Origin of the sequence: Brevibacillus sp. BD137 (genome assembly GCF_041644655.1) — a bacterium.
GTDB lineage: Bacteria > Bacillota > Bacilli > Brevibacillales > Brevibacillaceae > Brevibacillus > Brevibacillus brevis_D.
Map to the genome: position 1 here is coordinate 216410 of NZ_JAOTNO010000003.1, position 24643 is coordinate 241052.

Here is a 24643-nt window from a genome sequence, read left to right on the forward strand (position 1 = left end):
CTTTTCCTCGTATGATGTTTCCTATTGCCTAAGTGAACTGCCGCCGTCTTCCTTCATCAGCGCACGCAGTTCTTCAATAAACGCCTGCCCTTTTTGAATCTCTTCCTCGGTGTAGCGCTGCTTGCTCTTAAACGTAAAAATTTTGCCCTTCATTTCCTCATAGGGCAGGTGGTTGAAATACAGAATCGTAGAAACCAGCTCGAGGAAACGGGAATTCTCCTCGTTCATACGCAAAATCGCACGTTCTCCACTACCGAAGTCAACCTCATGAAACTTGAGAAAATCATGACCGGTTTCGTTCAAAGAGTAACGATACATATGAATGGCACCTTTACTCTCCATTTGCTCATCCAGAAGCCCCATGTTGCACAGCTCATCTACTCTGAGCGTCAGCTCTTCCGAATATGGACCGTACATGTGAAACTCGTAGCGCTCATCGAAATCCATCTCCAGATGTTTTCCTATGTACACCATCTTTTGTAATTTTTTTCGCCCGCTCACTTCGCCGACTATCTCAATCAGGCGTATGATCTTGGCGTGACGATTAAGCATCCTCCATCACTCCCAGACGTTCTCGAATCTTACGGGAGAGATCCCCCGGCAAAGCCATGACTTTATCCAATGGAAAGTACAGCTTGTAATCAAAACGCCGCTTTCCGCTAATGGCCTGTACAATTTCTGACTTCTGTGACAGCTCGACAAGTTCGCCTGAAGGCATTTGGAGCATAATCGGAATGCGCTCCTCTTCTTCTCCGGCACGGTAAAAATCATACGGAAGATCGGAGGTCGTGTCTACCTCCAAATAATACATCGGATCAATTCCGGCAGATTGAAATAGTTCTTTCAACTCAGACAGCAAGCGAAAATCCCTCGGATTATATTCGACGTATTTAAAGAGATTCCTGTCCAAAAAACGGGCGCACAAATCTTTCAACACAGGGTCTTGCTCTCTGCGCCAGAGCTGCATATAGAAAAGAATGATCGACTCATCAAGCGCCAAATAGTCAGCCAGCTCTACTTTTTCCTGCAAGAAAGGCAGCAGCATAACAGGCTCCTGCATGAACGGATAGCCTTGGGAGAACAAGAGCTTCGCCCGTTGAAAAATTTTGCACAAGATGACTTCGGCACTTCGCGTCACGGGATGGAAATAGACCTGCCAGTACATTTGATAGCGAGACATGATGTAGTCTTCGACAGCATGCATCCCGCTGAATTTAAAGACAATGCCATCCTCCTGCGGCCGCATGACACGCAAGATTCGCTCAATCTCGAAATTGCCGTAATTGACGCCCGTATAGTAGGCATCACGCAGCAAGTAATCCATCCGATCGGCATCGAGCTGACTGGAGATGAGACTTACGATCAGTTTATTGTCATATGTCTTATTAATCACTTCTGCCAATTTCTTCGGGAAGCTATCATCAAACCGACGAAGAATTCGGTTGATTTGCGTATCTCCAAGCAAAATGGCGCGCGTCCAATCCTCGTGGTGATACTTGAACACCTTTTCAAACGAATGGGAAAACGGACCGTGGCCCACATCGTGGAGCAAAGCCGCACATAGACACAGCAGCTTTTCCTCGTAGGTCAACTGAATACGGCCTTCGAACGTCTCCAAAATTCTGCGCATCAGTTCATACACGCCAAGCGAGTGGTTAAAGCGGCTATGCTCTCCACCGTGAAACGTAAAAAAGCTGGTGCCCAGTTGCCTGACTCTGCGCAAACGTTGGAATTCTGCCGAGTTGATCAAATCCCAAATGAATTTGTCCCGCACGTGGACGTAGCGGTGGACAGGGTCTTTGAATACCTTTTCTTCATGAAGAAGCTGGGGCTGTTGCATCCTGGACACTCCCTTCCTGTACTGCTTTTTCTATCTATTACTGACAGTGAATTTTGATTCTATCATATCATACGTCTGATACCATTTCTTGCTTAAACAAACTCTTACAAAAATCTGAAGAATGCCATTTCCATCTAGACCGAGTAAAAGGCATGTAGGATTATATAGGAAAAAATGGTTGGAATGAGAGGTTTATTCAAATGTGGACAATTACATTTCGATATATAACCAAAAACCCACTTTTACTCCTTCTCTTGATAATTATGCTCTTTCTGCCCCTGCTCGCCTCCTGGGGGCAATTTCTCTCCTCAGGTTTTTTCGGACAAACTGTTTCCGTTTCTGTACTCTTCTGGCCGAAAACCGACTGGAAGGTCGCTGTCCCACTTCCTGGCTGGCTTATTTTTGGTGTGATCTCGCTGATTTACGCTGGCGGCATCTTATGGCTTGTACGGGGGAAAAGGTTGGGGCAAGCATTTCTGTTCATCCTTGTCGGGCTCTTATTGGCAAAAGCGGCTGGAGCTGCCTTTCAGGTGATTAGCGGTTGGTCTACCACGCAGCCAATTGGTGCTCAGTCACTCGCTGGCAAAGCAAATCTGCTTGTGTTTGCCACTTGGCATAATCCTTTGTGGGAGGAGCTTGTCTTTCGCGGCATCCCGTTTCTTTTGCTAACACTCATCTATCGAAGGAGCACAGACCTGCCCACTGGTGCGAGGTGGATGTATCTACTCATTCCTTCCATGATTTTCGCCTACTATCACGTACCTGGGCATGGTCTAGGAACTCTTTTTGAATCGTTTCTCATTGGTATTTTGTGGGCATGGGCAGCACTTCGCTGGGGATTGCTAGCTCCGACCATCCTGCACATTTATGCGGACGCGATGATCATCCCTTCTCTCCCCAAAATGAAAAACATGCCTCTGGAGGAGATTCCCTGGCTGGTCAACCAAAGCATGCTGCTACAGTCAATCTGGGCTTTATGTGTACTCGGTTTTCTCATACTGGTTCTTGCTCTGTTGATAATCGGCTGGCGAAAAGCAAGAAAAGCTTACTAAAAAACAGCGACAAACTCCCGAAAGAAATGAATCGGAAAGTTTGCCGCTGTTGCATGTATTATAGAGTCTCTGCCTCAGGCCCATACAAATCCGGGCGCTTCGCGGCTTTTTTCGCCAACTTTTTGATCTTGTGCTGCGTTAGAACGGTATAGAAAGACGGCACAACGATCAAGGTCAAAAGTGTCGAGAATGCCAAGCCGAAAATAATGGTGACCGCAAGTGGTTTGAACAAAACGTCACCTGAAATAGCTAACGGCATCATACCAGCAATCGCTGTAAGCGAGGTCAAAAGAATTGGCCGTAGTCGTGCCTCACATGCAGAAATAACTGCCTGCTTCAGCTCCATGCCTGTATGACGTGCTTCCTCGATGAACTCGATCAACACGATCCCGTTACGCACCACGATGCCCGCCAACGCAATAATCCCCATCATTGTCATAAAGCCAAGTGGTGTCTGGGTCACGAACAAGCCGATCAAGCTCCCTGATACAGCGAGATAAATCGTACTTGTAACCAGTACAGGGATCGTCAAGGAATAGAATTGCATCGCGATCAAAATCAAGATCAGGAAAACAACAAGAATCGAGAGTTTGCCCATGTCGATAAAAATATCAGTCTGTTCGGAAGTCTCGCCGCCAATCTCATAGCGGTATCCTTCTGGCAAGGACATACTATCGAGCATCGGCTTGATCTCTGCCATTACGTCTGTCGCCGTTCTCCCTTTCAGATCACTGGTAACTGTCACGCTCCGCGACAAATCGCGATGCGGAATCGTCTGTGTACTGAAAGTCGGTTTTACCTCCGCCAGCTGTGATAACGGGATCAGCTCTCCACGTGCATTGGCGATGCTGAGCCGCTGGAACAGCAATGCAGGGTCTTCCTCGCCTTTTTGCAAGAACAGCTTCATATCGATCAGGTCTGAGCCTGTATCAAACTCGCTGACGGTGATGCCTTCGCTCACCAGACGCAATGTCGTGGACAAGTCCGTATAGTTGACGAGCTTTTGCTCCATCAGCTCTTTATTGACGACAAATTCCAAGGTGTAGCGTTCTACCCCGAAATCGTCTTGCACATTGTACGTGCCCTCTAATCCGGCAACCTTTTCTTTTGCTTGTGCAGAAAGAGAGCGCAGCGTCTCAATATCCTCTCCGTATAAACGAATCACGACTGGTTTTCCAACCGGAGGACCTGCCTCCAGCTGCTTCGTCAAGATACTCGCTTCCGGATACAGCTTTTTGAATTCTTCCGTCCACGGCTCCAGCATGTTCTCGAGATGGGTCTCTTTTTCATTATAACGAACCACTAGCTGTCCGACGGTAATGCCGCTTCCAGCAGCTGTATCTCCACCGAACATTTTCGGTGCACTGCCTCCCGCGTATGCAGATACCGCCTCGATGCCAGGCTGCTTCAACACCCAATCTGCCGTCCCACGCACCACCCGGTCTGTTTCTTCCAGACTGTTGCCCACGGGGAGACGGATATCGATGAGAAACTGCGGGCGATCATCGTTCGGGAACAATTCCACCGGAGTGAGCGGTATCAATCCATATGCTGCCGTTCCGATCAATACGCCAATCATTCCCGCCAAAAGCGGTCGCTTCAAAATTTTCGGCATGACCTTGCTCGCATACCACTTGGTCAGCTGCAACAATTGTTTTCCCAAAAGTCCAGCGGGCTTGCGATACCCTTCTACGCCAGCCTTTCTACGTTGCTCATACCATTGGCGAAAGATCGGGATGATCGTCAGTGACATGACCATTGACGCCAGCATCGTCATCGAAATAATGACGGGAACCGGACGAATGAACTGCCCGACGTTTCCGCTAAGAAACATCAAAGGAGCAAATGACGCAATCGTAGCCAGCGTAGCGGTCGTGATCGAAATCGATACTTCCTTGGCGCCATTAACCGCCGCAGCCATCGGTTTTTCACCCAGGACAGACAGTCTCCGCTCGATATTGTCATTGACCACCACGGCGTCATCGACCAAGATCCCGAGCACAATGATCAAGGAAACGATCGAGATCATATTAAGTGAAATACCCATAGATGGCAGGAACATTAGCCCCACAGCCAAGGAAATCGGAATCGCCATCGCTACTACCAACGATGTGATCAGGTTTAATCCGAGCGCACACACCACCAAAACTGCGACAATGGCAATCATCATTTCCCGAGTCAGGTCGCTAAAAAGTTCATCCACGCGCTCATTCTGACTATAAATCGAGTGTCTCTCGGCCCCTGCCGGAAGTGTTTTATCCAGAGTCACCATCATCTCGTCTACACGCTTCTGCAAGGACGGTACATCGCTTCCCGTCTCTGCATTTACGCTGATCGTGATCGAAGGCTTCCCATTGAAATACGAAGTTGTTTTCACCGTCTCCGTCGACATTTTGACCGATCCGATGTCCTTTAGATAGATCGGGAAGCCCTCTTTTGAACGGGAGATAATGACTTTGTTCAGTTCTTCGACATCTGTATTTTCTGCAAGCTTGAGCTGATAGGTCCGTTTTTCTGTGGTCAGGTCGCCAAGCGGGATTTTTTCATTTTCCTTTTTGACAGCCATCATCACCTGACTCCACGTGATCCCGTATTGGCTCAGCTTTTGCGTATCAACCTCGATGTGGACTTCCTGCTCCGGTAGACCTTCCACCAGTACATCCGCTACGTTTGGAATGGTGCGCAGCTGTTCCTTCCACGATTTCAGCATGGTACGCATGCTGTACAATTCCTCGCGCGAGTCAGCGGTGACCGCAAACGATTGGACAAACGTACGGTTCAAATCATCATTGATGATCGGTTGTTTCGCATCTGCTGGCAAATCAGCCTCTGCGTCCTTTACCTTCTTCCGCAATTCATCCCATTTTTGCTTCGGGTCTACGTCACTCTTTGCTTCCACCATGATAAAAGAGACGCCGAGGGAAGATGAGGATGATATATAGTTAAGTCCTTGCAATTCGTTGATTTTTTCTTCCAGCTTTTTCGTAACAGCCTGCTCGACCTTTTCCGGCGAAGCTCCCGGGTAAACCGTCGTGATCGTAGCCATGTTTACGATAATATCCGGCATCTCTTGCTTGGGCAGTTGAAAAAAGCTGAGGGAGCCTACAAGTACAATCATGCTGAAAAACAGGAGCGTGATTTTGCGCTTTTGTACGATGTACTTGATCACGGTTGTGTACCTCCTGCCGCCTCGATTGGGTCACCATCAAACAAACGGTCCACCCCTTTGACGATCAGTTGGTCTCCTTCTTTTAATCCGTTCTTGATCTCGAGCTTGTCACTTACAATCTGCCCGATGGCTACGCTTGTTTTGACAGCCTTGCCGCCTGCATTGACGAAGACATGCGCGTCATCTTTGCCTCTACTGATGACTGCTTCTACCGGTACGTAGACACCTTCCTGCCCCGTTACCGTTTTGGTCGCTTTCACCACCTGACCAGCAAACCAGTCACGAGCTTGGTTGGCGATTTGAACCTCTACGCCAATCGTTCCGGTATTTTGGTTCGTGGCGGGAAATATTTTGGTCACTTTGCCATCCCGTTTTTGACCATACAGGTCTAAGGAGATCGCCTCGCCTACTTTCCATGCAGAAATCTCACGGTCAGGAACGGGCAATACGACTTTTAATGTATCGATGTTGCCGACTTGATAGACAGGGGTACCTGAACCGACCAAGTTGCCCGCAGACGAGAGCTTAGCGATGATCGTCCCGTTAATCGGCGAACGAAGCTGCGTTTTGGCAAGTGTATTGGCTGCCACTTCTTTGGCGATAACCGTCTGATTGTAGACAGCCTGTGTCAACTGTTTGTCTTCCGAACGAGCTCCTTGCGTAATCAGGGAATAAGACTGCTGTGCGTTTTGCAAATCCTTTTGCGCAATCGTCAGTCCATTTTGTGCACTTTCATACTCGCTTTTGGAAATGGCGTTTTGCTGGTAGAGATTTTCAATCCGATTGAAATCATCCTGCATTTTTTGCAGTCCTACTGTTGCCTTCTCCACAAGCAAACGCGCCTGCGTCACTTCTTGCTCTCTCGCGCCATTGTTTACCTTGCTAAGATTTGCTGCACTCTGCTGCACGGCAGCGCTGGACGAAGCAACCTGGAGCGAGTAATCTGTGGCATTCACTCGGGCAAGCACATCGCCCGCTTTGACCGTGTCTCCTTCTTTTCGGTCCATCTCCACAATACGACCGCCTACTTCAAAAGAAACGAGTGCTTCCTCCAAAGGAGCCAGCGTACCAGACAACTCCGTGACGGTAACAGCCTGCTCCTTCTTTACTGGTGCAACGACGACAGGCTTCAACTCCTTCTGAGGTGCCGAAGCAGGCTGTTGCTCGCTGCAAGCCGTCGTTGCCAATAGTCCGATCATCATTACAGATACAAGCCATCTTCTCTTCATGACTTCCTCCGCCCCTATGTAGCTATGCTGTTTATTTGAGTCCCCTGATGCCTTGTAGCAAGATTTCAGAAGCATTTTCAAAAAGCTCTTCTTCTACCATTTCGAGATCGAGATTAACCCGATACTTCGCCATGAAGGCATAGAAGAAAGTGGAGACGAACATAAGAGCTGCCGTGAACGGAACTGCCTTTGGCAAATGCCCTTGCTCCTGAAACACTAGGAGCTTGTTAGACAGTACCTCGACTGCGGTCATCGGCAGGCTGCTGAACATCTGCACGACTTCTGGGTGATTATCCGCTTCAATCATGCAGATCATGAATATTTCTTTGCGCTCGACTAATAAGCCGTAATACGTACGTGCGTAGCTAACCAGCATTTCCTTGAGATCAGCAAACTCGCCTTGCAACCCTTGCTCCAGCTGCTCTCGGACATCCATGATTTCTTTCAGGAGTTCAGTCAGGATGCCTACCTTGTTCTTGAAGTGACGAAATACCGTCACCTCATTCACCCCAGCAAGCTCAGAAATCTTGCGTGTAGTCGCTCCCTTGTATCCCTTTTGTGCCATTAGCTGACGTGCGGCTGATAAAATTCGCTCTCGGGTTTCCTGTTCCTCTTCGCCTCTCCCCCCCAGCTTCTGTTCTATATCTGGGTGATCCATAAAGCACCTCCGTACCAAGCAAGTAATTACTTGCATTTTCATTTTTTTCCAAACTCATTATATAAAGAGACTGCATGCATGTAAATACTTGCATGCAGTTTGAAATGTTAATTTTTCCTTGTCACCCTTATCGTTGTGTCAGCGTCTTAATCTGGGAGCTTTGGTCTTGCTTGCATTCTGAGCTGTATTCAACCAGGTCAATTTCGCAGTCTGGACCAATCTCGACCTTGTTGCCGCGAACGACCTTGGCCTTTGTGTTTTCCAGGTAGATTTCGTCTCCTTCAATCGTCTCTACAGTCAAGGTATTATTGAGAAAATGCTTCAACAGCTTGCCCAAAGTGCTATTGCCTGTTCGGCGCACCTCAATATACTCTCCGCCTATTTCTTTTGCCTCGCAGCTGCCATGCAGAATGACCTCGATTCGCCCCGCGTTCAGCAGTCCTCCGATACTAAACGCACCGTTTGCCCGGAACACTTCCGCTTCACAATCCCCTGCGGTTTTCAATGATCCGTGAACCTTTACATCCTCCCCTGCCATATTGCCCTGTACCTTAACATTGCCACCGACTTTTAGACTCGTAAAATTCAAATCGTCAGCAACATCAAGTTGACCGTATACAGACAATGTATCCATCTTCACTTTGCCTTTAATCGACGCGTTGCCTTCTACTCTTGCCGAAGAGCCAATGAGATCTCCTGTGATACTGACATGTCCCGCACAATGAAGCGACTCGCACTCTACGTCGCCATTAATCTTGCCGTAACCTTGCACATCTACTTTGTTGTATACGCCACCCGTAGCATTCACTGCCCCATGAAAGATCAGATCTAGCTTGTTCTTATTCTCGTTCTGCATGGTATGGTCTCCCCCTATAAATATTTTCCTTTTAATTCCTCGATGCAATTGGCTAGATCGAGCCGCTTCACTACCTTTACACCGTTATCAAAATACATTTCGGTAGAGCTAGACACCAACACGAACGTGGAAATCCCCATCTTGCGCATAAAGATCAGCTCACAAGGCTTCCCTTCGAATTTGGGATAGTGGCTAGCCAGTACCTGCAACAATCCGCCGCCTTCATCTACACTCAAGTCTCCTGCGGCCAAAAGCTTTTCTAACACATAGGCGTATAATGCCTGCTGGAAGGTAAAGGTCCGTAAGCTCCCGAGAAAAACGTTAAACACTTCTAAAGAAGTAGTCGAAACAATGTTTCGTGTTAATAATTCCTCTGCTGTCAACGAGGTTCCACTCATACTTGGTGAAAACATGTCCGCCAATTCATCCAGCGACAGGTCGTCTTTCATGTTCAGGATCTTGTCGATTCGAGCCAAAATCTGTTCCCGCGGGAAAAAGGTTTCTTGCCCTGTAAAAGTGGCTCGGCGAATGAACCACTCCTCTGGAATCAAGTTCTTTCGTTTCCAACGGTACAATTGTCCGTACGAAATGCCGGTAAGCTCCAGCAGGTCCTTCTTCGAAATTACATTTGCGTCCAAGTGAAGCACCTCCGAAAACAATGTAACATAACACTGTTACGTTATTCAACTGCAGATTGTTTGACACTCGGAGAACTTTTGCACATAAAAAAGGACTTCTGTCATCGAAGTCCTTCTTTCTGTTCTTATTTAAACTCTGCTTGCATCAAGCGTTTCATATCCGATGGTATCGGTGCCTCGACTACAATCTCTTTTTCGAGAAGCGGATGTAAAAAGGATAGCTTCGAAGCATGCAGAGCCTGTCGGCGTAACAAACCTCTCGCTCCCCCGTACATCGTATCGCCAGCAAGCGGGTGTCCAATGTGGGCAAAGTGAACGCGAATTTGATGGGTACGACCCGTTTCCAGCCAGACGCGAGCGAGCGTCATTCCCTCAGAGGTCTGTTGTACCTCGTAATGCGTGATGGCAGGATCGCCACTCTCCACGACACGGCGTTTCGTCGGATGACGCGCATCTCGGCCGATTGGCGCATCGATCGTTCCCGCTCCCTCTGACAACACACCACTGGCAACCGCAAGATACTCGCGATGAATGCCTCCTTCACGCAGCAGCCTGTCAGCCAATTGATGACCATAGCTGCTTTTGGCTACGAGAATCGCTCCTGATGTATCTTTATCTAGCCGATGCACAGGATGTACGCTCGTCTGCTCACCACGTGCCACCAGTACGGCAGCAAGAGCATGTACCAATGTGTCGGTCTCCTGTTTAATCGGGTGCACCATCATGCCTGCCGGCTTGTTCGCAATCAAGAGATGATCGTCTTCGTACAAAATGTCGATGGACGGCATTGGTGTGTTCGGCCCCTCGGGCTTCGTATCATGCTGGGGCTGCCTAGGCACTTGCTCTTGTCTCTCAATGACACGAACAGCGATTGTATCTCCTGCTTTTACTTGTCTTTGCAGGAAGGGCTGCTTGCGATTGAGCAAAATTCCCTTGCTTCTCGTCAGCCGCTGCATCATACGACCCGACACGTTGAGCTTTTGCCGGACGATTTGTTCCACGTTCATTCCCGTGTCTTGTTCACTGACGGTGTATTCGATCCAATCTTTGCGACTCACGTCTAATCCCTCTGTTCCATGCTTTTTTCTTATTGTAGCAAAAGGATGCCAGAGATGCTCGTTTGTACTACTCAAAGACGGTTGTCCTCCAACCGTTGTGGTCGGGGAAGCCCTGCCACATGTCTTCCAGTCGCCTGTATCCTCTCTTCGTTCGGGCGGTCTCCTTCCAGACATGTGACAGTGCTTGCGTACAGCTTGTGATTACTGTGTGCTTTTAGAGCGTTTTGATTGTTATTCAGAGCAGTATGTAGGTGACCAAAAGCAACGTAGGAAGAAGCGCATTTCCAGTCCAAGCGCCTCTGGAGCCCAACTCAGCGTAGGAATAAATGGCGGGGAATTTCAGCTTCATTTATGAAACCCTTCCCCGAAACTTCTACGTTTGAAGCGCTCCCGCTATTTATTCCGGAGCGAACAGTCAATCCCCCCTTGCGGGGCGTAGGCCGAAGCGTAGACTGGAAATGCGCTTCTTCCTTCACCAATAGCTACGTAACAAACAAAAAAAACCACCATGCTCAGCATGATGGCTCCGTTGTACCAATTACCCTTTTAGGTTTTCCGGATTGAGTCCTTGCAGCTCTGGCAATACGAACAAACCGTCTTTGCGAATCAGCACATCATCAAACCAGATTTCTCCGCCGCCGTACTCAGGACGCTGGATATTTACCATATCCCAGTGGATTTGGCTACGGTTGCCGTTATCTGCGTTGTCGTATGCACGGCCTGGTGTGAAGTGGAAGCTGCCGGCAATTTTCTCATCGAACAAGATATCGTTCATTGGATGCAGGATGTACGGATGTACGCCAATTGCGAATTCCCCAATGAAGCGCGCTCCTTCGTCTGTATCGAAAATTTCGTTGAGTCTCTTGGTATTGTTAGAAGTCGCCTCGACAATTTTTCCGTCCACAAACTTCAGACACACGTTTTCAAATTTCGTGCCCATGTAGCTTGTTGCTGTGTTGTACGTAATGGTTCCATTCACGGAATCACGCACAGGAGCTGTAAAAATCTCACCGTCTGGAATATTGCGCAGCCCGGAGCAGATGACACTCGGAATGTCCTTGATCGAGAATTGAAGATCCGTCCCTGGTCCCACGAGACGCACTTTGTCTGTACGATCCATCAATTGCTGCAAAGGCAAAAAGGCTTCGTGCATCTTTTTATAGTCAACAGAGCATACGTCAAAATAGAAGTCTTCAAAAGCAACGGTAGACATGTTGGCATTTTGCGCCAAGCCCGTAGTCGGGTAGTTGAGCAGTGTCCAGCGTACATTGTTGGTCAGGTAGTCATGCAATTCTTGCATCACACTCTGATGCGCACGACGACGCTCTACGGGAACATCGGCCATCTCACTGTCGTTGGACGGACCATTAATGACGATATATGTATCCAAATTTTTGTACATTGGCTCTTCCCATTTCGCCAAATGAGTCGCACGCTCTGCACTTGCACCGAGCATCAGCTCACGTTGGATAGACGGGTCAATAATCCGTACGAACGGATAGGCTCCCAAGTCGTATGCCTGCTTAACCAATTCCTTCGCCAAGGCGTGACCCTCGCCACGAACTTCAATCAACAAGCTTTCTTTTTCCTTCAGGCGTACAGAATGGCTCAGCAAATTTGTAGCCAACTTGACGATGCGTGTATCCAGCATGCGATATCCCCCACATTCCTAGCATGATTTGATTAGTGTTAAAAAATATTTTACCGAAAGGAAGCCCCTTTTTCAATTATCGATGTTCTTGGTACTATTCGAAAAAAACCAAAAAATTATCTTGCATAAATTCGACTCTTTCGAGTATTCTAATCAACAAGAGTTTACCTATGTAAAAAATTTGAAAGACGGGAGTGCTGAGTTCATGGTGTGTTCTGTGGTTATCTTCGCTTAGGTGGGGCCTCTCTTAAGGGGCACTGCCTCTTACAACCCTATCAAAAGCTAGAAGCTGCAGGATGCCTGAACCGCTTCCGTCTTTTTCCCGATATGAATTGCGGGCCATGTTCTTGGGTGAACAGTCGGTTTACTGTACCTAAAATTAAAGGTATATAACCGTCTCTCTTTTGTCCCCCTTTGAACTGGTTATTTCCCGCCACCCTTGTATCGTTTGATAAAGCGCAAGCGGAAGAGCATTGTCTCTACCCCGTTTGTGCTTTTTTACGTGGAATTTTTCCAAGAAGAGAATCGAGGTCAAGGCACCTGTCGAAATGAATGGAGGAATTCGTGTCATGATTTGGCGTTCATGGGATCTTAACTTGAAGGTACGTCTCTTTGGTGAATTGATTACGCACACCTTCTTTTGGATGTACTTTCCGTTTATGGCGATTTATTTTAGTGATACGTTTGGAAAGGATGTAGCGGGTCTTCTCTTGATGGTACCACCGCTGCTCGGTATGCTGTCCAACCTGTTTGGCGGATATTTGGCTGACCGGGTAGGGCGCAGATTCACCATGCTGCTCTCGCTCTGTACATCGACGGTGATGTTCGCGCTGTTTGCGTTCTCTCCGTCTCCCTGGATCGACTACATTGCCTTCATCGGGATCGGGATTGCTGGGGCTCTCTACTGGCCTGCCAGCTCAGCTATGGTGGCTGATTTGACCACAGAGGACGATCGCAGAATAGTATTTGCCACCTTTTACACAGCGATGAACATCGGGGTGGTCGCAGGTCCCGTATTGGGTTCTGTCTTTTTTGTCCATTATCGCCCGCAGCTGTTGATGTTCTGTACCTTCGTTGAACTGCTTTTTGCGATTACAGTCTTCTTCCTGATCAAAGAAACGCTGCCTGAACACGTCCGTCAGGAGAAGGCAAAGGAACGTTTTTCCCTGATTCAGCAATTCCAGAGTTACGCTATTATTTTCCGAGACAAAGCTTTTGCCCTCTACATTGGCGCAGGGATTTTGATCGCCATTGGATTCATGCAATTGGATATTTACATGGCGTTGTATGTGAAAGAGCATGTCGTGCAACAAGCATTATTTTCTTGGGGCAATTGGACTTATTCTGTCGGGGGAACCAGCGCATTCGGCTGGCTCATGGCTTTAAATGGTTTTTTGGTGGTTCTGTTTACACTGCCAGTCACACGCTGGTTCGAAAACTGGAGTGATCGCAACAGCCTCGTCATCTCCTCCATCTTATTCGGTGTCGGTCTTTTCTTGATGGCCTTTACGACGAATATCTGGCTCCTGTTCGGCTGTATGGCGATTTTGACATTCGGCGAGCTGATGCGTACACCAGTCGCCCAGAGCTTTATCAGTAAATACTCGCCTGAGGATGCACGCGGTCAGTACATGGGAGCTTCTTCGCTCCAGTTCTCGATTGGGCGCTTCATCGCTCCCCTTACGATCGGTCTATCTCAATGGCTCGCTCCTGTTGGCGTATTCGGTGTCGTCCTGGGCTTATCCCTAGTCAGTGCTTATCTGTATATTATTTTGTTCCGCATGATCGGTGCCGAAGAAGTTAACAAGAGTAGCTAGAGTAGAGCATGTCCGTTCTACCAAATCCCCTCCTCTCATATAAATGGAGCATAAACCAGGAGGGGATCGTATGAACCAGCCGAATGCCTTTGCTACCTTTAAAGAACACCGAGGAGTCGTCTACCGAACTTCTACCTATCTTCAATGGGGACCGAATTCAGAGGGTCATCATTCTCTTGGGAACTGTCTCTTACTGAATCCTGGTAGTGCCAAGCTTTTTCGTGAAAGACCTGCATCCGGCCATAGTATCATGGGTCAAACCACACTCGATCCCACCATGCGACAATTGATCCGACTGGTGGAGGCGATTTACGGAAAACGGGCATTGGTAGACAGATTCCATATTTACAACCTGTTTTCCGTACAAAATGCTGCTGCCGTAAGTGCTATCTCTCATTTTGAACAACTCATTGATGAGAAAGAGACAACGCTTGCGGCTCAGCTCGTATCTACGCAAGAACTGCAAAAGCATCCGTGGCTCCTGCTCGGTTGGGGCCTTTCCCATCACCATTCGTGGCAGCATCTTTCTTCCCTCAAGAAACAGTGGAAACAACGGATCGCAGCAGCAGGGATACCGACTTTTGGCAAGCCCTGCCCGAAAGGAATGGATTACTACCATCCGAATCCCCCTCTACATGCGACGAAGGAAAAGATCGTGGAGGAACTGGTGGAGATCTATCGGAAAACGATTGGGCGAAAGTCTGCCCATCCGCTTTAGACAAAAAAAGAGTCTGTCTTCCCTCAAAACGGGAAACAGACTCTTTTCCATTCACTACGGCATCTCGCTACCTTCGAAAAATTCTGTTCTGTCAAAACGGCCGCGCATCCATTTGTACGTATCATCATAGATGGCGCGCTTGACAGGGTCCGTGCTCTTGACAGACTCTAGCAATGTCTTGGAGCCGAAGTAGTAAGCGTGCACGTTGTTTTTATCCATCCCCAGCTTGTGGGTGGCAACTAGCTGATTGTAGTAGGTCTGATAGAACTTCGGATCATTGTACATCTTCCAGTCGCCTTCGATCTCGATGTCCATGTTGTACTTGTTGACGACCTCCAGTACCCCTTGAATACGGTCAATTCCTACCGGCTTGTCGCTGTAATAGCTCGGCTGCAGGAACGCCTTATCGAAATAAAGAGATTTCCACTCGGACACTCCCGGTGAACCGAAATACGGAATCCAATAGTAGCGCAACGCCTCGTCATGCACCATACTACCCATGTCACGAATCAACTGACGCTCTTTTGGTGCGCTATCCTCTACCAGCTCATGGAACCAATAGATTCCTTCCAGTTTCAAATAGGCGTACCCTTCCCTGTTCCAGCGCTTCATGAGCTCCTGGAAGTACCACTCCATCGCAGCTTTGCGATTCAAATACGCTTGCTCTTCTCCAATTCCCGCAGCGTTAAAGGAAAGGGATGGTTTCTTTTCATCAAGTTGACCAAAATTGGTCTGATTGGCATTCGGATACGGCAGTGCCAGCACGACATTTTCCTGTGTCGGTGTCGAATACAGCGTTCCGCGCAGGCGGTTGTACTCCCGCATAGCCTGGTTGAGAGCATCAAGCTGCTTGTTTGAGCCGAACAAATCATTCATGTACTTTGTCCAGCTTTCTTTCGTCGCAGGAATGGTCTGATACGGCAGGAACAGAATCGTGTCAAACATCTGGTCACGCATATAGCCATCTACGGTGCGGTAGCCAACCATCGGGAGGAAATCTTCTTTGGTCCATGTCCCGAGTTCGTCATGCTCCCCGGTATAAGCGAGTAGCATATTTTCCACACGACGACCAGCTTGTTTGGCTTCTTCCAGCTTCGCCGGGTTTGGTGGCGGCAGCAAGACAGCTCCATTGTTCCACTCGCTATCCGGTTTTGCCCATACCTCCAGCTGGCGAGCGAACGTAAATACTTTCACCGGGAAGGATACCCGAATATACCGGGTGTTGACGTCAGGCAAGGTCACGCTCAATGTGCGTGTAACCAGCTTGTCCTCTTTGGCGGAAACATCGTGAACAGCTCTTCCCGCATACGACCAAACTTTCCCGTCGCGAGATACCTCGACTTCCATGTATTCTGGCATCGTAATACCCGAAGTCTTCTGCTGCTTAAACGTCAGCGCAACTCTCTCCAACGGCTTCGCCTCGTCGAGCTCAACAGTCACCTTGCGCCCAAACTGACGGTGATATCCCGTCCAATCTTCTGTAGGCGTTACAAGTCCACCTACAGGACCCGGATACTGCTTCTCCAGCTCTTGGAAATACGAGTCTGGCGTTCCAAAAGTAGTAACCGATGTATAACTGCCCGGTGCGATATTGACCAGTTCGTCCTTCTCCGCTGGCACCTTCGCCTCTTCTTCTACTACCTTCTTGCTTTCATCGACTTTCGTTGCCGAGTCATTGGAGGAAGTCACCGGAGCAGTCTTTGGAGTGTCCTCTGCCTTTTCGACAGCTGGCTCACTTGCGTTCTTGATCTCAACCGGAATTGTCGTCGTGTTGTAGCCGACTGTCACCGTGAGATTTCCTTTTCCCGCCGTAGGACCAGCAACAAAGGTTCCGTCAGCCGAGATGGTTCCCAGCTCAGGACGATCAAAAGCGAAAATAGGTGCAAAAGGCAGCTCATCTCCCCCGATGCTGCTTACCTTCAAGCGTTGGCTCGTGCCAGCAGCCAAACTCAGCCGCTCTACATCTACTTTGTATTTCACCTGTTCTGCTTGCTGGTAGCGTGCATCCAGGACGCGCTCAGCAATCACAGCCGCCTCCGCACGTGTGACGGTTCCTGTCGGATTAAACTTGCCGTTTGCACCTTGCATCCAGCGCTGATTCGTCACTTCTTCCACAGCCGTTTTGGCGTAGTCGGCGATTTCTTCTTCATCGTTGTATGTAACAGGAGTCTGACCTGCCACTTTGGTCACAGATCCCTCTTTCATCAAACGAGACAGCATGACAGCCAGCTCTTGTCTTGTAAGCGGGTCTAGAGCACCCATCGTATGCTCACTTCTGCCGTTCATCACTCCCAACTCGGAGAGTCCATAAACGTACGGTGCATAAGGATTTTCCAAAGGAACATCTTCAAAAGCGGCTTTTTCAATTTCTGTTGGTTGAAGACCGATTACTTTTGTCAAAAGTACCGCAATATCTTGTCGAGAAATCGTGTTTTGCGGGTTGAAACGGTTTTCTCCCTGACCACTGATCATATGAAGGGCTGCGAGTCTGTTTACGGCTTTTCTAGCGTAACTGTTGCCCAAATCCTTAAACTCCGTTTGTGCTTCTTCTTGCTTTTTGAACTGATCTTCCAGCTTCTTGGTGTCTACTGCCGGTTTCTGTGGCTCTGTCGCAGCAGCATGAGTCAACGGCGTACTTTGGACCAGTAATGTAGTCGCTGCCAATAAAGCAAACAACATTCTGCTCCCGAATCGTTTCTTGCTCATTACATTTTCTCCTCCAATTATGCCCCTTCTTTATGTTTATTCGGTCGGGGTAACCATTGGTCCGCGCGGCGGTCTAGGTCCGAAAAACTGATAGTAATCTACCTTGATGTTTCCGTTGTAGAGCTTGCGCTTCTTGCTTGCTGTACGACCAAAATGCTCCTCAAACTGCTCGTCTGACGTAATAACGTAGAATGACCAGGTATCCATGGCAGCAAAGGTTTTCCCCATTTCGCCATACATCTTGGCAACCTGCTTCCATTCTCCCAAGCGCTCTCCATAAGGTGGATTGCAAATCAAGTAGCCGTACTTGCGCTTGGTTCGCACATCCCGTACATCCATTCGCTGGAAATGAATCAGGTCATCTACACCAGCCTCCGTCGCGTTGTAGCGGGCAATTTTCAGGATCTCGTCATCCATATCTGTCCCGATAATCTCCAGCTTTTGATCATAGCGCGCCAAATCATGCGTTTCTGCACGGGCTTCACGCCAAGCTGTTTTCGGAATGATAGGCCACGTCTCGGAAACGAATTCCCGGTTCATCCCCGGAGCGATGTTTTGTCCGATCAACGCCGCCTCAATCGGAATTGTACCCGATCCACAGAATGGGTCCATGAATACCCGATCAGGCTTCCAGCGAGACAGCATAATCATCGCCGCAGCCATGGTTTCTTTTAATGGCGCTTGTCCGATCAATTCCCGGTAGCCGCGCTTGTGCAGGCCCGGTCCTGATGTATCAATCGTGAGCGTCGCCACATCCTTGAGAAGTGCCACCTCGATCTTGTACAGCGGCCCTTGCTCATCGAACCACTCGCGCTTGTAGGTCTTTTTCAGACTTTCTACGACTGCTTTTTTCACGATGGCTTGGCAATCCGGCACACTGAACAAGGTAGATTTGACCGATTTCCCTTCCACAGGAAATGTCCCATCCTCTGTGATCCAATCGGCCCACGGCAGTGCTTTTGTCTTTTCAAACAGCTCGTCAAACGTAGTTGCTTTGAACTCCCCTATCTTTAGACGCACGCGGTCGGCAGTTCGTAACCACAAATTTGTGCGGGGAATCGCAGAAATATCTGCGGTGAACGTTACCTTGCCGTTCTCCACCTGTACGGGTCCGTATCCGAGCGCCTTCACCTCTTCTGCTACTACTGATTCCAAACCAAAAGTCGCCGTAGCGATCAATTCTACTTTTTGCATATGTAATCTCCTGTCCGTCCAATAATCCTTCGGGCCATGCCCTCATCCTACTACCTTACATATTATATTACCCCATTTCCGAATAGCGTTGGTAAACTTGTCTAAATTCAAAAGACCCATCACTGAAAAAACAGTGACGGGTACGGCATGTCGATCATTCATATGGGAAATCCTACGAAAAACTTGTTGTAACGGGAGGGAGTCAGCGTGCCAGAATTACCTGAGATGGAGAACTATCGCCGACTGCTACAGGAGAAAATCGGTGGCGGAACGATTACGACCACACACGTTCAGCGGGAAAAAACGATTAATTTGCCTTCTGCGGAATTTGCTCGTCTTTTGCAAGACAATCGCCTGACGCTCGTCGACCGCCGTGGCAAGCATCTTCTCTTCCATCTGGAAAGTGGTCATGCCCTGCTGCTTCACTTGATGCTCGGCGGCTTTCTATACCTGGGCTCTGCGGAAGATAAGCTAAAGAGAACCGCTCAAGTGACTCTTTCCTTTGGAGAACGCCTTTTATATTTTCACGGCCTCCGTTTAGGCTACCTGCATTTACTCACCAACGTTCAAATCGACGAAAGACTGGCTCCTCTTGGGCCCGAGCCATTGGACCCACTGTTTACCTTTACCCGATTTACGGAGCTGCTCGCTGACAAACGCAGTGTCCTCAAAACAGCGCTAGTCAATCAGCATTGGCTCGCGGGCATCGGCAACTGCTATGCGGACGAAATCTGCTATCATGCCGCCATCCTGCCTACCCGGACGATCCCGACACTTTCTCTCGAGGAACAAAAACGACTATATCATTCCATGCAAACCGTGCTTACAGAAGCGATTCGATTCGGCGGTTACATGCAGCCGCTTTTTCAAGGCGATTCCCTGACAGGTGGCTTCGATGAGCGCTGCCAGGTGTACGATCGCGGTGGTGAGCCTTGCCCTCGCTGTGGACAACCTATCGAAAAGAGTGTGCTCTCCTCCCGCAAAGTATTTGCCTGCACGAACTGCCAGCATTGACAGCTTCACTCCCTAGACGACAGGGGTCTGTGCAGCTTCCATCTGCTTGATCATAAACACCTGCTCTGTCTCGGAAGGGCTGAATCCTGCCTCTTGTAGTATTTCAACAAGCAAGGTATCAGCCGCACGCAAATTAAACGTAGACCGGCGGCATTCGTGTGCAAGCGGCCCATACACATGCCCGAGTGCGGTTTTCAATATGTCTGGTGCATCAGGATGCTCTGGCTGCGCTACACATTGACGAAGCACGATCCCGCTGACTTTGCCTTCCTCGTTTACCACACACTTGTACATCGCATAGCCGACCGCCTGACCCTCTCTGTCTTCTACGAGCACGGCCTGCGAATCTCGCAAGTTCAGCCAATAATTTTGCCAAGGGACATCTGTCACGTAAAACGGCAGCATGGAGGCTTCCTGGGCCAAAATGCGCCGAACCCGATAATCAGCCTGTTCATTTGTCTGAAAGGCCTTCTCTGCCAGCGGTCCACTCTGCTGCAAAAACAACAGACGATCCACGACGTCATAGCCTTTTTGCTCATACAAAGCAATTGCTTTGGTATTTTGGCTCAATGCCTCCAAGGTAGCTACTTCCACCCCAGCTTCTCTGTATAAATCCAATGTTGCCTCAATTAGCTGCTTCCCTACTCCCTGTCGACGATATTCCGTGGCGACACCCGTACCACCATTCCAGGCGACTTTTTTCCCTGCAACAGTCCTCATCCCACTGGCCACTAAGCCAATCGGCTCTGTGCCGTCAAAAGCAACCACAGACAGGGACAGCACGTATCCCTCGCCCCCCAGTCGCTGGACAAGCATTTCTTCTGTCATCGTAAACTCGATAAAATAGCCTTCGAATCCTCTGTTCCACGCTTTCGTCACTTCTGCAAAGGTACAGTCGCTCATCCGTTTGATGGTAATCATGGTATCACCTTCCTGGTTTTTGATAAAATTATTTTAATTGATAAAATCTAAAAATTCAATTATCTATAGGAATACTTTCTCCAGCTTTGTCACCCATACGCCTGACATGGTAATATGAAAAAAATCACTTACTCGGGAGGTTCCTATGCGCAAACAGCTTACGGTCGGCTCGCTCATCCCTGGACGATCTGACGTACTGATGTCGAGTCCAGCTCCCGTTCCCGTGCAACCACAAACGTCGGTGAAAAAAACAGAAATGAGCCCGGCTCGCCCCCAATTAGAACAGAAGCTCGTACAGGTGAAGCAACGCTCACAAACGATGCCAGTCCGGTACACTCCCTCTCAGACATTATTACAAGCTGCGCTCACGCAAGCTCAACCCATCGCTTACAAATGCCAACAAGGGCATTGCGGCAAGTGCAGTGTACAGATCGTAGCTGGTGCATCCTTACTCGACACCCCAACCGGACAGGAGAAAGCAAAGCTGGGAGAAAAGCTCGCTACAGGCTATCGCCTCGCTTGCCAAAGCACATTTCGCTCTTCGATTCCTACATAAAGGATATTTTTAATAGAAAAAAGGTGGCCGTAGCATGAATCCTACACGCATCCTACTATTCGCTGGTGGCAATCTGGGCAACTGGGCGATCCAAGAGATACGCGAAAATGATTGGCTCGTCGGTGTTGACAGAGGTGCCTTGTTCCTCGTTCACAACGGTCTCGTACCAAAATTGTCGATCGGTGACTTTGATTCTGTCAGCTCCGAGGAAATGGCAGAAATTGAACGCCACAGTATGCACGTCTCCTCCTGCGATCCCGTTATGAAAGATCTGACCGATACAGAGATGGCCCTTACTTGGGCAATCGAGCAACAGCCCGAAGAAATTGTGCTGCTCGGTGTGCTCGGCTCTCGTTTTGATCATATGCTGGCAAACGTACACTTGCTGAACAAAGCTTTGCAGACGGGCTCCAACTGCCGCATCCTCGATGAAACTAATGAAATCCGGCTGATTGACCGCCAGAGTACGATAGAGCAGGATCATTTCGATCATATCTCTCTACTGCCCTTTACACCAGAAGTCACAGGGATTACCTTAACCGGATTCCTCTATCCGTTGAAGGACGCAACCCTGCGGATCGGCGACACGCTTGGTATTAGCAATCTGCTAACGGAACAGACAGGAACAATCACGATACAAACGGGCAAGCTGCTCGTTGTCAAAAGCAAAGACTAATCACTAGAAAAAGAAAGGATCTCCTTTGCATGGTGCAAAACAATGGAGATCCTTTTCCTTTTCCCTGCACTTGCGCCTGTCTTGGCCCCATTAAACTCGGTCCGCGACAATCCCATACTCATCGTAGCAAGTCCGCCTTCTTTGCCGTTTGTGTCTTGACCCGGGAGGAGGTGCCGGATAAGTGCAACAATAGTTGACCAATTTCGTTGATCAATTATATAATAGTTTTATGACTTTAGAACAAACGAATGACCTTCAAAGAGTTAAAATATTTCATGCATTAGCAGATGAAAAGAGAATAAATATTATTCGTATCTTATCTCAAGAAGAACATTGCCCGCGATGTACAGATATTGGAAGGAGTTTAGGGATTAGTAAATCAAATGGTTCTTATCATTTGAAAATATTATCTGATGCAAAGCTGGTAACAATTAAACAAGAAGGTGTAACGAAATACGTTTCTTTGAATACCGAGATGTTTAAACAATACCTTCCTGGATTTTTGGCTACATTATAAAGTAGCTTTTTTTTTACTAATTAGTTTTAAAGTTCTATGACTATTTGATTAAAGAGGAGTTATTTATGAAAAACAGGACGAATTATCTCATTGTAACGTTATGTTTCATTGTTCTATCTGGTGTCATTAATGCTATTTTATTTAACGTGGCTCTTGAGGATATGACAAAAGATTTGAGTGTTACGAGCTCTGCAATCAGTTGGATTGTTATTTCTTATACATTGGTTATTACTTTTGGTTCAATCACATATAGCAAATTATCTTCCTACATTCAGATAAAAAAATTATTAATGATTGGTGTCCTTTTATTCACTTTAGGTTCAGTAATAGGCTACTTATCTAATGGATATATTGGAGTTCTGATAGGCCGTATTATTCAAGCTATGGGGGGCAGTTCTTTTATTGCTTTATCCATGATCACAGCAAATCAATATCTTCCTTTAGCTAAGCGAAATGTCACTCTTACATTAATAGGAGGATGTTTGTCTCTAGGTTCTGGATTTGGTTTTTTGATGGGAGGAATACTAACTCATGCCTGGGGATGGCCATCCTTATTCTTAATCATGAGCCTGACTTTACTCACAGTTTTTGGCCTATACTACTTTGTCCCATCTGGATATGCCGGTAAAGAGAAAGTGACTAAACCCTTTGATTTTTCCGGGTTATTTTATTTATTTCTCTTTGTTATTTCTTTTATCTTAGGAGTAAAATTAAATGGATATTTGCTTATTTTAAGCGTCCTTTCTATCCTCTTATTGGGCTTGCATAGTAAAAAACAAGGAGTCTTGTTATTTATTGATTTTTCCGTATTCCGTTCTTTTTCTTTTAACAGATTAATCTTAGTTAGCTTTATTAATAACGCAGCCATGGTAGCTATTTTGTTTCTTTTTCCTTTACAGGCTATTCGAACATTTCATGTATCAACTATCCTGATTGGTCTGATCTTATGTTGTATCTCAATAGTAAGCTTTTTGATTAGTCTACTTGTGAGGAAAGCTGTTCATTTTATAAGTAACAAGAAATTAATGGTTATATCTATTGGCGTACAATTAATAGGTTTTAGCATTCTAATCTTTCTTGGTCTTCATTCTATGGTTATGATCACACTAGGAGTATTATTTATCTATATAAGTTTTAGTGCTCTAACTGTAATTATTAATATTGAAATTCCTCATACAATAGAGAAAGAGAAAATGTCGATGGGGATAGGCGTATACAATCTCTTCAACTTTTTAGGGATGTCTTTTGGTCCTTCCATATCCAGCCGTTTATTAGAGATGTCTTCAAGTCTTCATTTTTCCTTCTTCTTCTTTGTCGTGCTATTAATCCTTTCTTTTGTGTTATCTATAGTAGAACGAAAGAGTACGGAGTAATATGAGATTTACAGCAAACTACTGGTTCTAGGATTAAAACAAAAAAGAAGCGAACTCCTTGGTACTAAAGGGATTCGCTTCTTTGTTTGGCTTCACACTTATTTCATCGTTTATACGTAATTTTATACATCGTTGATTTATCAAGGTTTTTGGCTTCTGAAGAATCCGGAAAATTACATAGCTACTCTTCCTCAACCTGCATCGGCAACTGCCAGTCAATCTCTTGAAGCCCGCGTGAACGCAAAAACTCATTCGTCCGCGAAAAAGGACGGCTGCCAAAAAAGCCGCGATTCGCCGAAAATGGGCTCGGATGCGGGGAGGCGATGACGAAATGCTTGTTTCGATCAATGAATGCCGCCTTCTCCTGCGCATGCTTTCCCCACAGGATGAAAACGAGAGGGGTCTCCCGGTCGTTCAACAAATGAATAATTCGATCTGTAAACGTCTCCCACCCAATATCCTTGTGCGAATTCGGAGTGCCGCGACGAACCGTCAGAACGGTGTTCAGCATCATGACGCCTTGCTTCGCCCAATGATTCAGGTAACCATGCTGAGGGATTTCAAAGCCGACATCACTTTTCAGCTCTTTATAGATGTTGACCAGAGACGGTGGCGGCTTGATTCCCGGCTTGACCGAAAAGCTCAATCCATGTGCTTGTCCTGGTCCGTGATACGGGTCTTGCCCCAAAATCACAACCTTTGCATTCTGATAGTCAGTCAGGTGCAGCGCTGTGAATATATGATACATATCTGGGTAGATTGTCTGCGTCTGATACTCTTCCTTCAACGTCTGACGAAGCTTTACATAATAGGGCTTCTCGAATTCATCGGCCAATACGGGGGCCCAGTCATTTTGCAATATGGTAGTCATGTTCCTCACCTTGTCCGCTGTTTTTTTCTACCTTACCACAAACCTAGCCATCACTGAACCATTGATTCGAGAACTAGGACTATTCTGATTTAGTCCTATCTTTCCCATGATTCCTAGTCTTTGTTTCCT

21 protein-coding genes are annotated in these 24643 nt (G+C 47.5%); 8 read left to right on the plus strand and 13 right to left on the minus strand.

What is annotated here, in order from left to right; all coding sequences use genetic code 11:
• Window positions 1-21 precede the first annotated feature (21 nt).
• Both ODZ53_RS07685 and ODZ53_RS07690 read right to left on the minus strand, forming a co-directional pair.
• Entirely contained in the window at window positions 22-552 is a 531-nt protein-coding gene (locus ODZ53_RS07685) for a YwgA family protein (protein WP_199928061.1), read from the minus strand.
• Window positions 545-1840 (minus strand): HD domain-containing protein, encoded by a 1296-nt coding sequence (locus ODZ53_RS07690; protein ID WP_015893687.1) that lies wholly within the window; start codon window positions 1838-1840, stop codon window positions 545-547. The genes ODZ53_RS07685 and ODZ53_RS07690 overlap by 8 nt, the downstream gene beginning before the upstream one ends.
• A gap of 200 nt (window positions 1841-2040) precedes the next feature.
• Here ODZ53_RS07690 and ODZ53_RS07695 point away from each other — a divergent pair, with 200 nt between their 5' ends.
• Complete coding sequence (locus tag ODZ53_RS07695; protein ID WP_372676528.1) at window positions 2041-2892, plus strand: CPBP family intramembrane glutamic endopeptidase; 852 nt, start codon at window positions 2041-2043, stop codon at window positions 2890-2892.
• A gap of 58 nt (window positions 2893-2950) precedes the next feature.
• Here the strand turns inward: ODZ53_RS07695 and ODZ53_RS07700 are convergent, their stop codons facing one another.
• The 7 genes from ODZ53_RS07700 to ODZ53_RS07730 all read right to left on the minus strand — a co-directional run bounded on the left by ODZ53_RS07700 (window position 2951) and on the right by ODZ53_RS07730 (window position 12151).
• On the minus strand, window positions 2951-6061 hold the full coding sequence (locus ODZ53_RS07700) for an efflux RND transporter permease subunit (protein WP_372676529.1): 3111 nt from the start codon (window positions 6059-6061) through the stop codon (window positions 2951-2953).
• Window positions 6058-7290 carry an efflux RND transporter periplasmic adaptor subunit gene (locus ODZ53_RS07705; RefSeq protein WP_372676530.1) on the minus strand — a complete coding sequence of 411 codons (1233 nt, stop codon included), beginning with the start codon at window positions 7288-7290 and terminating at the stop codon, window positions 6058-6060. The genes ODZ53_RS07700 and ODZ53_RS07705 overlap by 4 nt, the downstream gene beginning before the upstream one ends.
• A gap of 31 nt (window positions 7291-7321) precedes the next feature.
• Window positions 7322-7948: a TetR/AcrR family transcriptional regulator gene (locus ODZ53_RS07710; protein ID WP_015893691.1), complete on the minus strand. Its 627-nt coding sequence runs from the start codon at window positions 7946-7948 to the stop codon at window positions 7322-7324.
• A 127-nt stretch (window positions 7949-8075) separates the two neighbouring features.
• Complete coding sequence (locus ODZ53_RS07715; RefSeq protein ID WP_372676531.1) at window positions 8076-8804, minus strand: bactofilin family protein; 729 nt, start codon at window positions 8802-8804, stop codon at window positions 8076-8078.
• Between the two features lie 14 nt (window positions 8805-8818).
• Window positions 8819-9442: a YhbD family protein gene (locus ODZ53_RS07720; protein WP_372676532.1), complete on the minus strand. Its 624-nt coding sequence runs from the start codon at window positions 9440-9442 to the stop codon at window positions 8819-8821.
• 125 nt (window positions 9443-9567) lie between these two features.
• On the minus strand, window positions 9568-10500 hold the full coding sequence (locus ODZ53_RS07725; protein WP_372676533.1) for an RluA family pseudouridine synthase: 933 nt from the start codon (window positions 10498-10500) through the stop codon (window positions 9568-9570).
• A gap of 538 nt (window positions 10501-11038) precedes the next feature.
• Window positions 11039-12151 (minus strand): aminopeptidase, encoded by a 1113-nt coding sequence (locus tag ODZ53_RS07730; protein ID WP_372676534.1) that lies wholly within the window; start codon window positions 12149-12151, stop codon window positions 11039-11041.
• A gap of 569 nt (window positions 12152-12720) precedes the next feature.
• Between ODZ53_RS07730 and ODZ53_RS07735 the strand changes: the two genes are divergently transcribed.
• Both ODZ53_RS07735 and ODZ53_RS07740 read left to right on the plus strand, forming a co-directional pair.
• Complete coding sequence (locus tag ODZ53_RS07735; RefSeq protein ID WP_372676535.1) at window positions 12721-13968, plus strand: MDR family MFS transporter; 1248 nt, start codon at window positions 12721-12723, stop codon at window positions 13966-13968.
• 70 nt (window positions 13969-14038) lie between these two features.
• The gene (locus tag ODZ53_RS07740) at window positions 14039-14686 is read left to right on the plus strand and encodes a hypothetical protein (protein ID WP_372676536.1); all 648 of its coding nucleotides are present in this window, start codon (window positions 14039-14041) and stop codon (window positions 14684-14686) included.
• Window positions 14687-14740: 54 nt separating this feature from the next.
• Here ODZ53_RS07740 and ODZ53_RS07745 read toward each other — a convergent pair whose 3' ends face one another.
• Together ODZ53_RS07745 and ODZ53_RS07750 are read right to left on the minus strand one after the other, a co-directional pair.
• Window positions 14741-17392: a DUF4855 domain-containing protein gene (locus ODZ53_RS07745; protein WP_372676537.1), complete on the minus strand. Its 2652-nt coding sequence runs from the start codon at window positions 17390-17392 to the stop codon at window positions 14741-14743.
• Between the two features lie 36 nt (window positions 17393-17428).
• Window positions 17429-18586: a THUMP domain-containing class I SAM-dependent RNA methyltransferase gene (locus tag ODZ53_RS07750; protein ID WP_173626271.1), complete on the minus strand. Its 1158-nt coding sequence runs from the start codon at window positions 18584-18586 to the stop codon at window positions 17429-17431.
• A gap of 207 nt (window positions 18587-18793) precedes the next feature.
• Between ODZ53_RS07750 and ODZ53_RS07755 the strand changes: the two genes are divergently transcribed.
• On the plus strand, window positions 18794-19600 hold the full coding sequence (locus ODZ53_RS07755; RefSeq protein ID WP_372676538.1) for an Fpg/Nei family DNA glycosylase: 807 nt from the start codon (window positions 18794-18796) through the stop codon (window positions 19598-19600).
• 12 nt (window positions 19601-19612) lie between these two features.
• Here the strand turns inward: ODZ53_RS07755 and ODZ53_RS07760 are convergent, their stop codons facing one another.
• On the minus strand, window positions 19613-20521 hold the full coding sequence (locus ODZ53_RS07760) for a GNAT family N-acetyltransferase (protein ID WP_372676539.1): 909 nt from the start codon (window positions 20519-20521) through the stop codon (window positions 19613-19615).
• Between the two features lie 145 nt (window positions 20522-20666).
• Between ODZ53_RS07760 and ODZ53_RS07765 the strand changes: the two genes are divergently transcribed.
• From ODZ53_RS07765 to ODZ53_RS07780, 4 genes are all read left to right on the plus strand, one after another.
• Entirely contained in the window at window positions 20667-21077 is a 411-nt protein-coding gene (locus ODZ53_RS07765) for a 2Fe-2S iron-sulfur cluster-binding protein (protein ID WP_372676540.1), read from the plus strand.
• Between the two features lie 34 nt (window positions 21078-21111).
• Window positions 21112-21753, plus strand: coding sequence for a thiamine diphosphokinase (locus ODZ53_RS07770; protein ID WP_372676541.1), 642 nt, complete (start codon window positions 21112-21114; stop codon window positions 21751-21753).
• A 193-nt stretch (window positions 21754-21946) separates the two neighbouring features.
• The gene (locus ODZ53_RS07775) at window positions 21947-22270 is read left to right on the plus strand and encodes an ArsR/SmtB family transcription factor (protein ID WP_372676542.1); all 324 of its coding nucleotides are present in this window, start codon (window positions 21947-21949) and stop codon (window positions 22268-22270) included.
• Window positions 22271-22335: 65 nt separating this feature from the next.
• The gene (locus tag ODZ53_RS07780) at window positions 22336-23643 is read left to right on the plus strand and encodes an MFS transporter (protein ID WP_372676543.1); all 1308 of its coding nucleotides are present in this window, start codon (window positions 22336-22338) and stop codon (window positions 23641-23643) included.
• Between the two features lie 181 nt (window positions 23644-23824).
• Here ODZ53_RS07780 and ODZ53_RS07785 read toward each other — a convergent pair whose 3' ends face one another.
• Window positions 23825-24514: a uracil-DNA glycosylase gene (locus tag ODZ53_RS07785; RefSeq protein ID WP_188066335.1), complete on the minus strand. Its 690-nt coding sequence runs from the start codon at window positions 24512-24514 to the stop codon at window positions 23825-23827.
• Window positions 24515-24643: the final 129 nt, after the last annotated feature.

Bases quoted from the DNA above. Each gene is read 5' to 3' on its own strand.
- ODZ53_RS07695 (WP_372676528.1), top strand. From the start codon at position 2,041: ATGTGGACAATTACATTTCGATATATAACCAAAAACCCACTTTTACTC.
- ODZ53_RS07750 (WP_173626271.1), bottom strand. From the start codon at position 18,586: ATGCAAAAAGTAGAATTGATCGCTACGGCGACTTTTGGTTTGGAATCA.
- ODZ53_RS07785 (WP_188066335.1), bottom strand. From the start codon at position 24,514: ATGACTACCATATTGCAAAATGACTGGGCCCCCGTATTGGCCGATGAA.
- ODZ53_RS07745 (WP_372676537.1), bottom strand. From the start codon at position 17,392: ATGAGCAAGAAACGATTCGGGAGCAGAATGTTGTTTGCTTTATTGGCA.
- ODZ53_RS07710 (WP_015893691.1), bottom strand. From the start codon at position 7,948: ATGGATCACCCAGATATAGAACAGAAGCTGGGGGGGAGAGGCGAAGAG.
- ODZ53_RS07685 (WP_199928061.1), bottom strand. From the start codon at position 552: ATGCTTAATCGTCACGCCAAGATCATACGCCTGATTGAGATAGTCGGC.
- ODZ53_RS07730 (WP_372676534.1), bottom strand. From the start codon at position 12,151: ATGCTGGATACACGCATCGTCAAGTTGGCTACAAATTTGCTGAGCCAT.
- ODZ53_RS07740 (WP_372676536.1), top strand. From the start codon at position 14,039: ATGAACCAGCCGAATGCCTTTGCTACCTTTAAAGAACACCGAGGAGTC.
- ODZ53_RS07770 (WP_372676541.1), top strand. From the start codon at position 21,112: ATGAATCCTACACGCATCCTACTATTCGCTGGTGGCAATCTGGGCAAC.
- ODZ53_RS07735 (WP_372676535.1), top strand. From the start codon at position 12,721: ATGATTTGGCGTTCATGGGATCTTAACTTGAAGGTACGTCTCTTTGGT.
- ODZ53_RS07705 (WP_372676530.1), bottom strand. From the start codon at position 7,290: ATGAAGAGAAGATGGCTTGTATCTGTAATGATGATCGGACTATTGGCA.
- ODZ53_RS07690 (WP_015893687.1), bottom strand. From the start codon at position 1,840: ATGCAACAGCCCCAGCTTCTTCATGAAGAAAAGGTATTCAAAGACCCT.
- ODZ53_RS07780 (WP_372676543.1), top strand. From the start codon at position 22,336: ATGAAAAACAGGACGAATTATCTCATTGTAACGTTATGTTTCATTGTT.
- ODZ53_RS07765 (WP_372676540.1), top strand. From the start codon at position 20,667: ATGCGCAAACAGCTTACGGTCGGCTCGCTCATCCCTGGACGATCTGAC.
- ODZ53_RS07760 (WP_372676539.1), bottom strand. From the start codon at position 20,521: ATGATTACCATCAAACGGATGAGCGACTGTACCTTTGCAGAAGTGACG.
- ODZ53_RS07715 (WP_372676531.1), bottom strand. From the start codon at position 8,804: ATGCAGAACGAGAATAAGAACAAGCTAGATCTGATCTTTCATGGGGCA.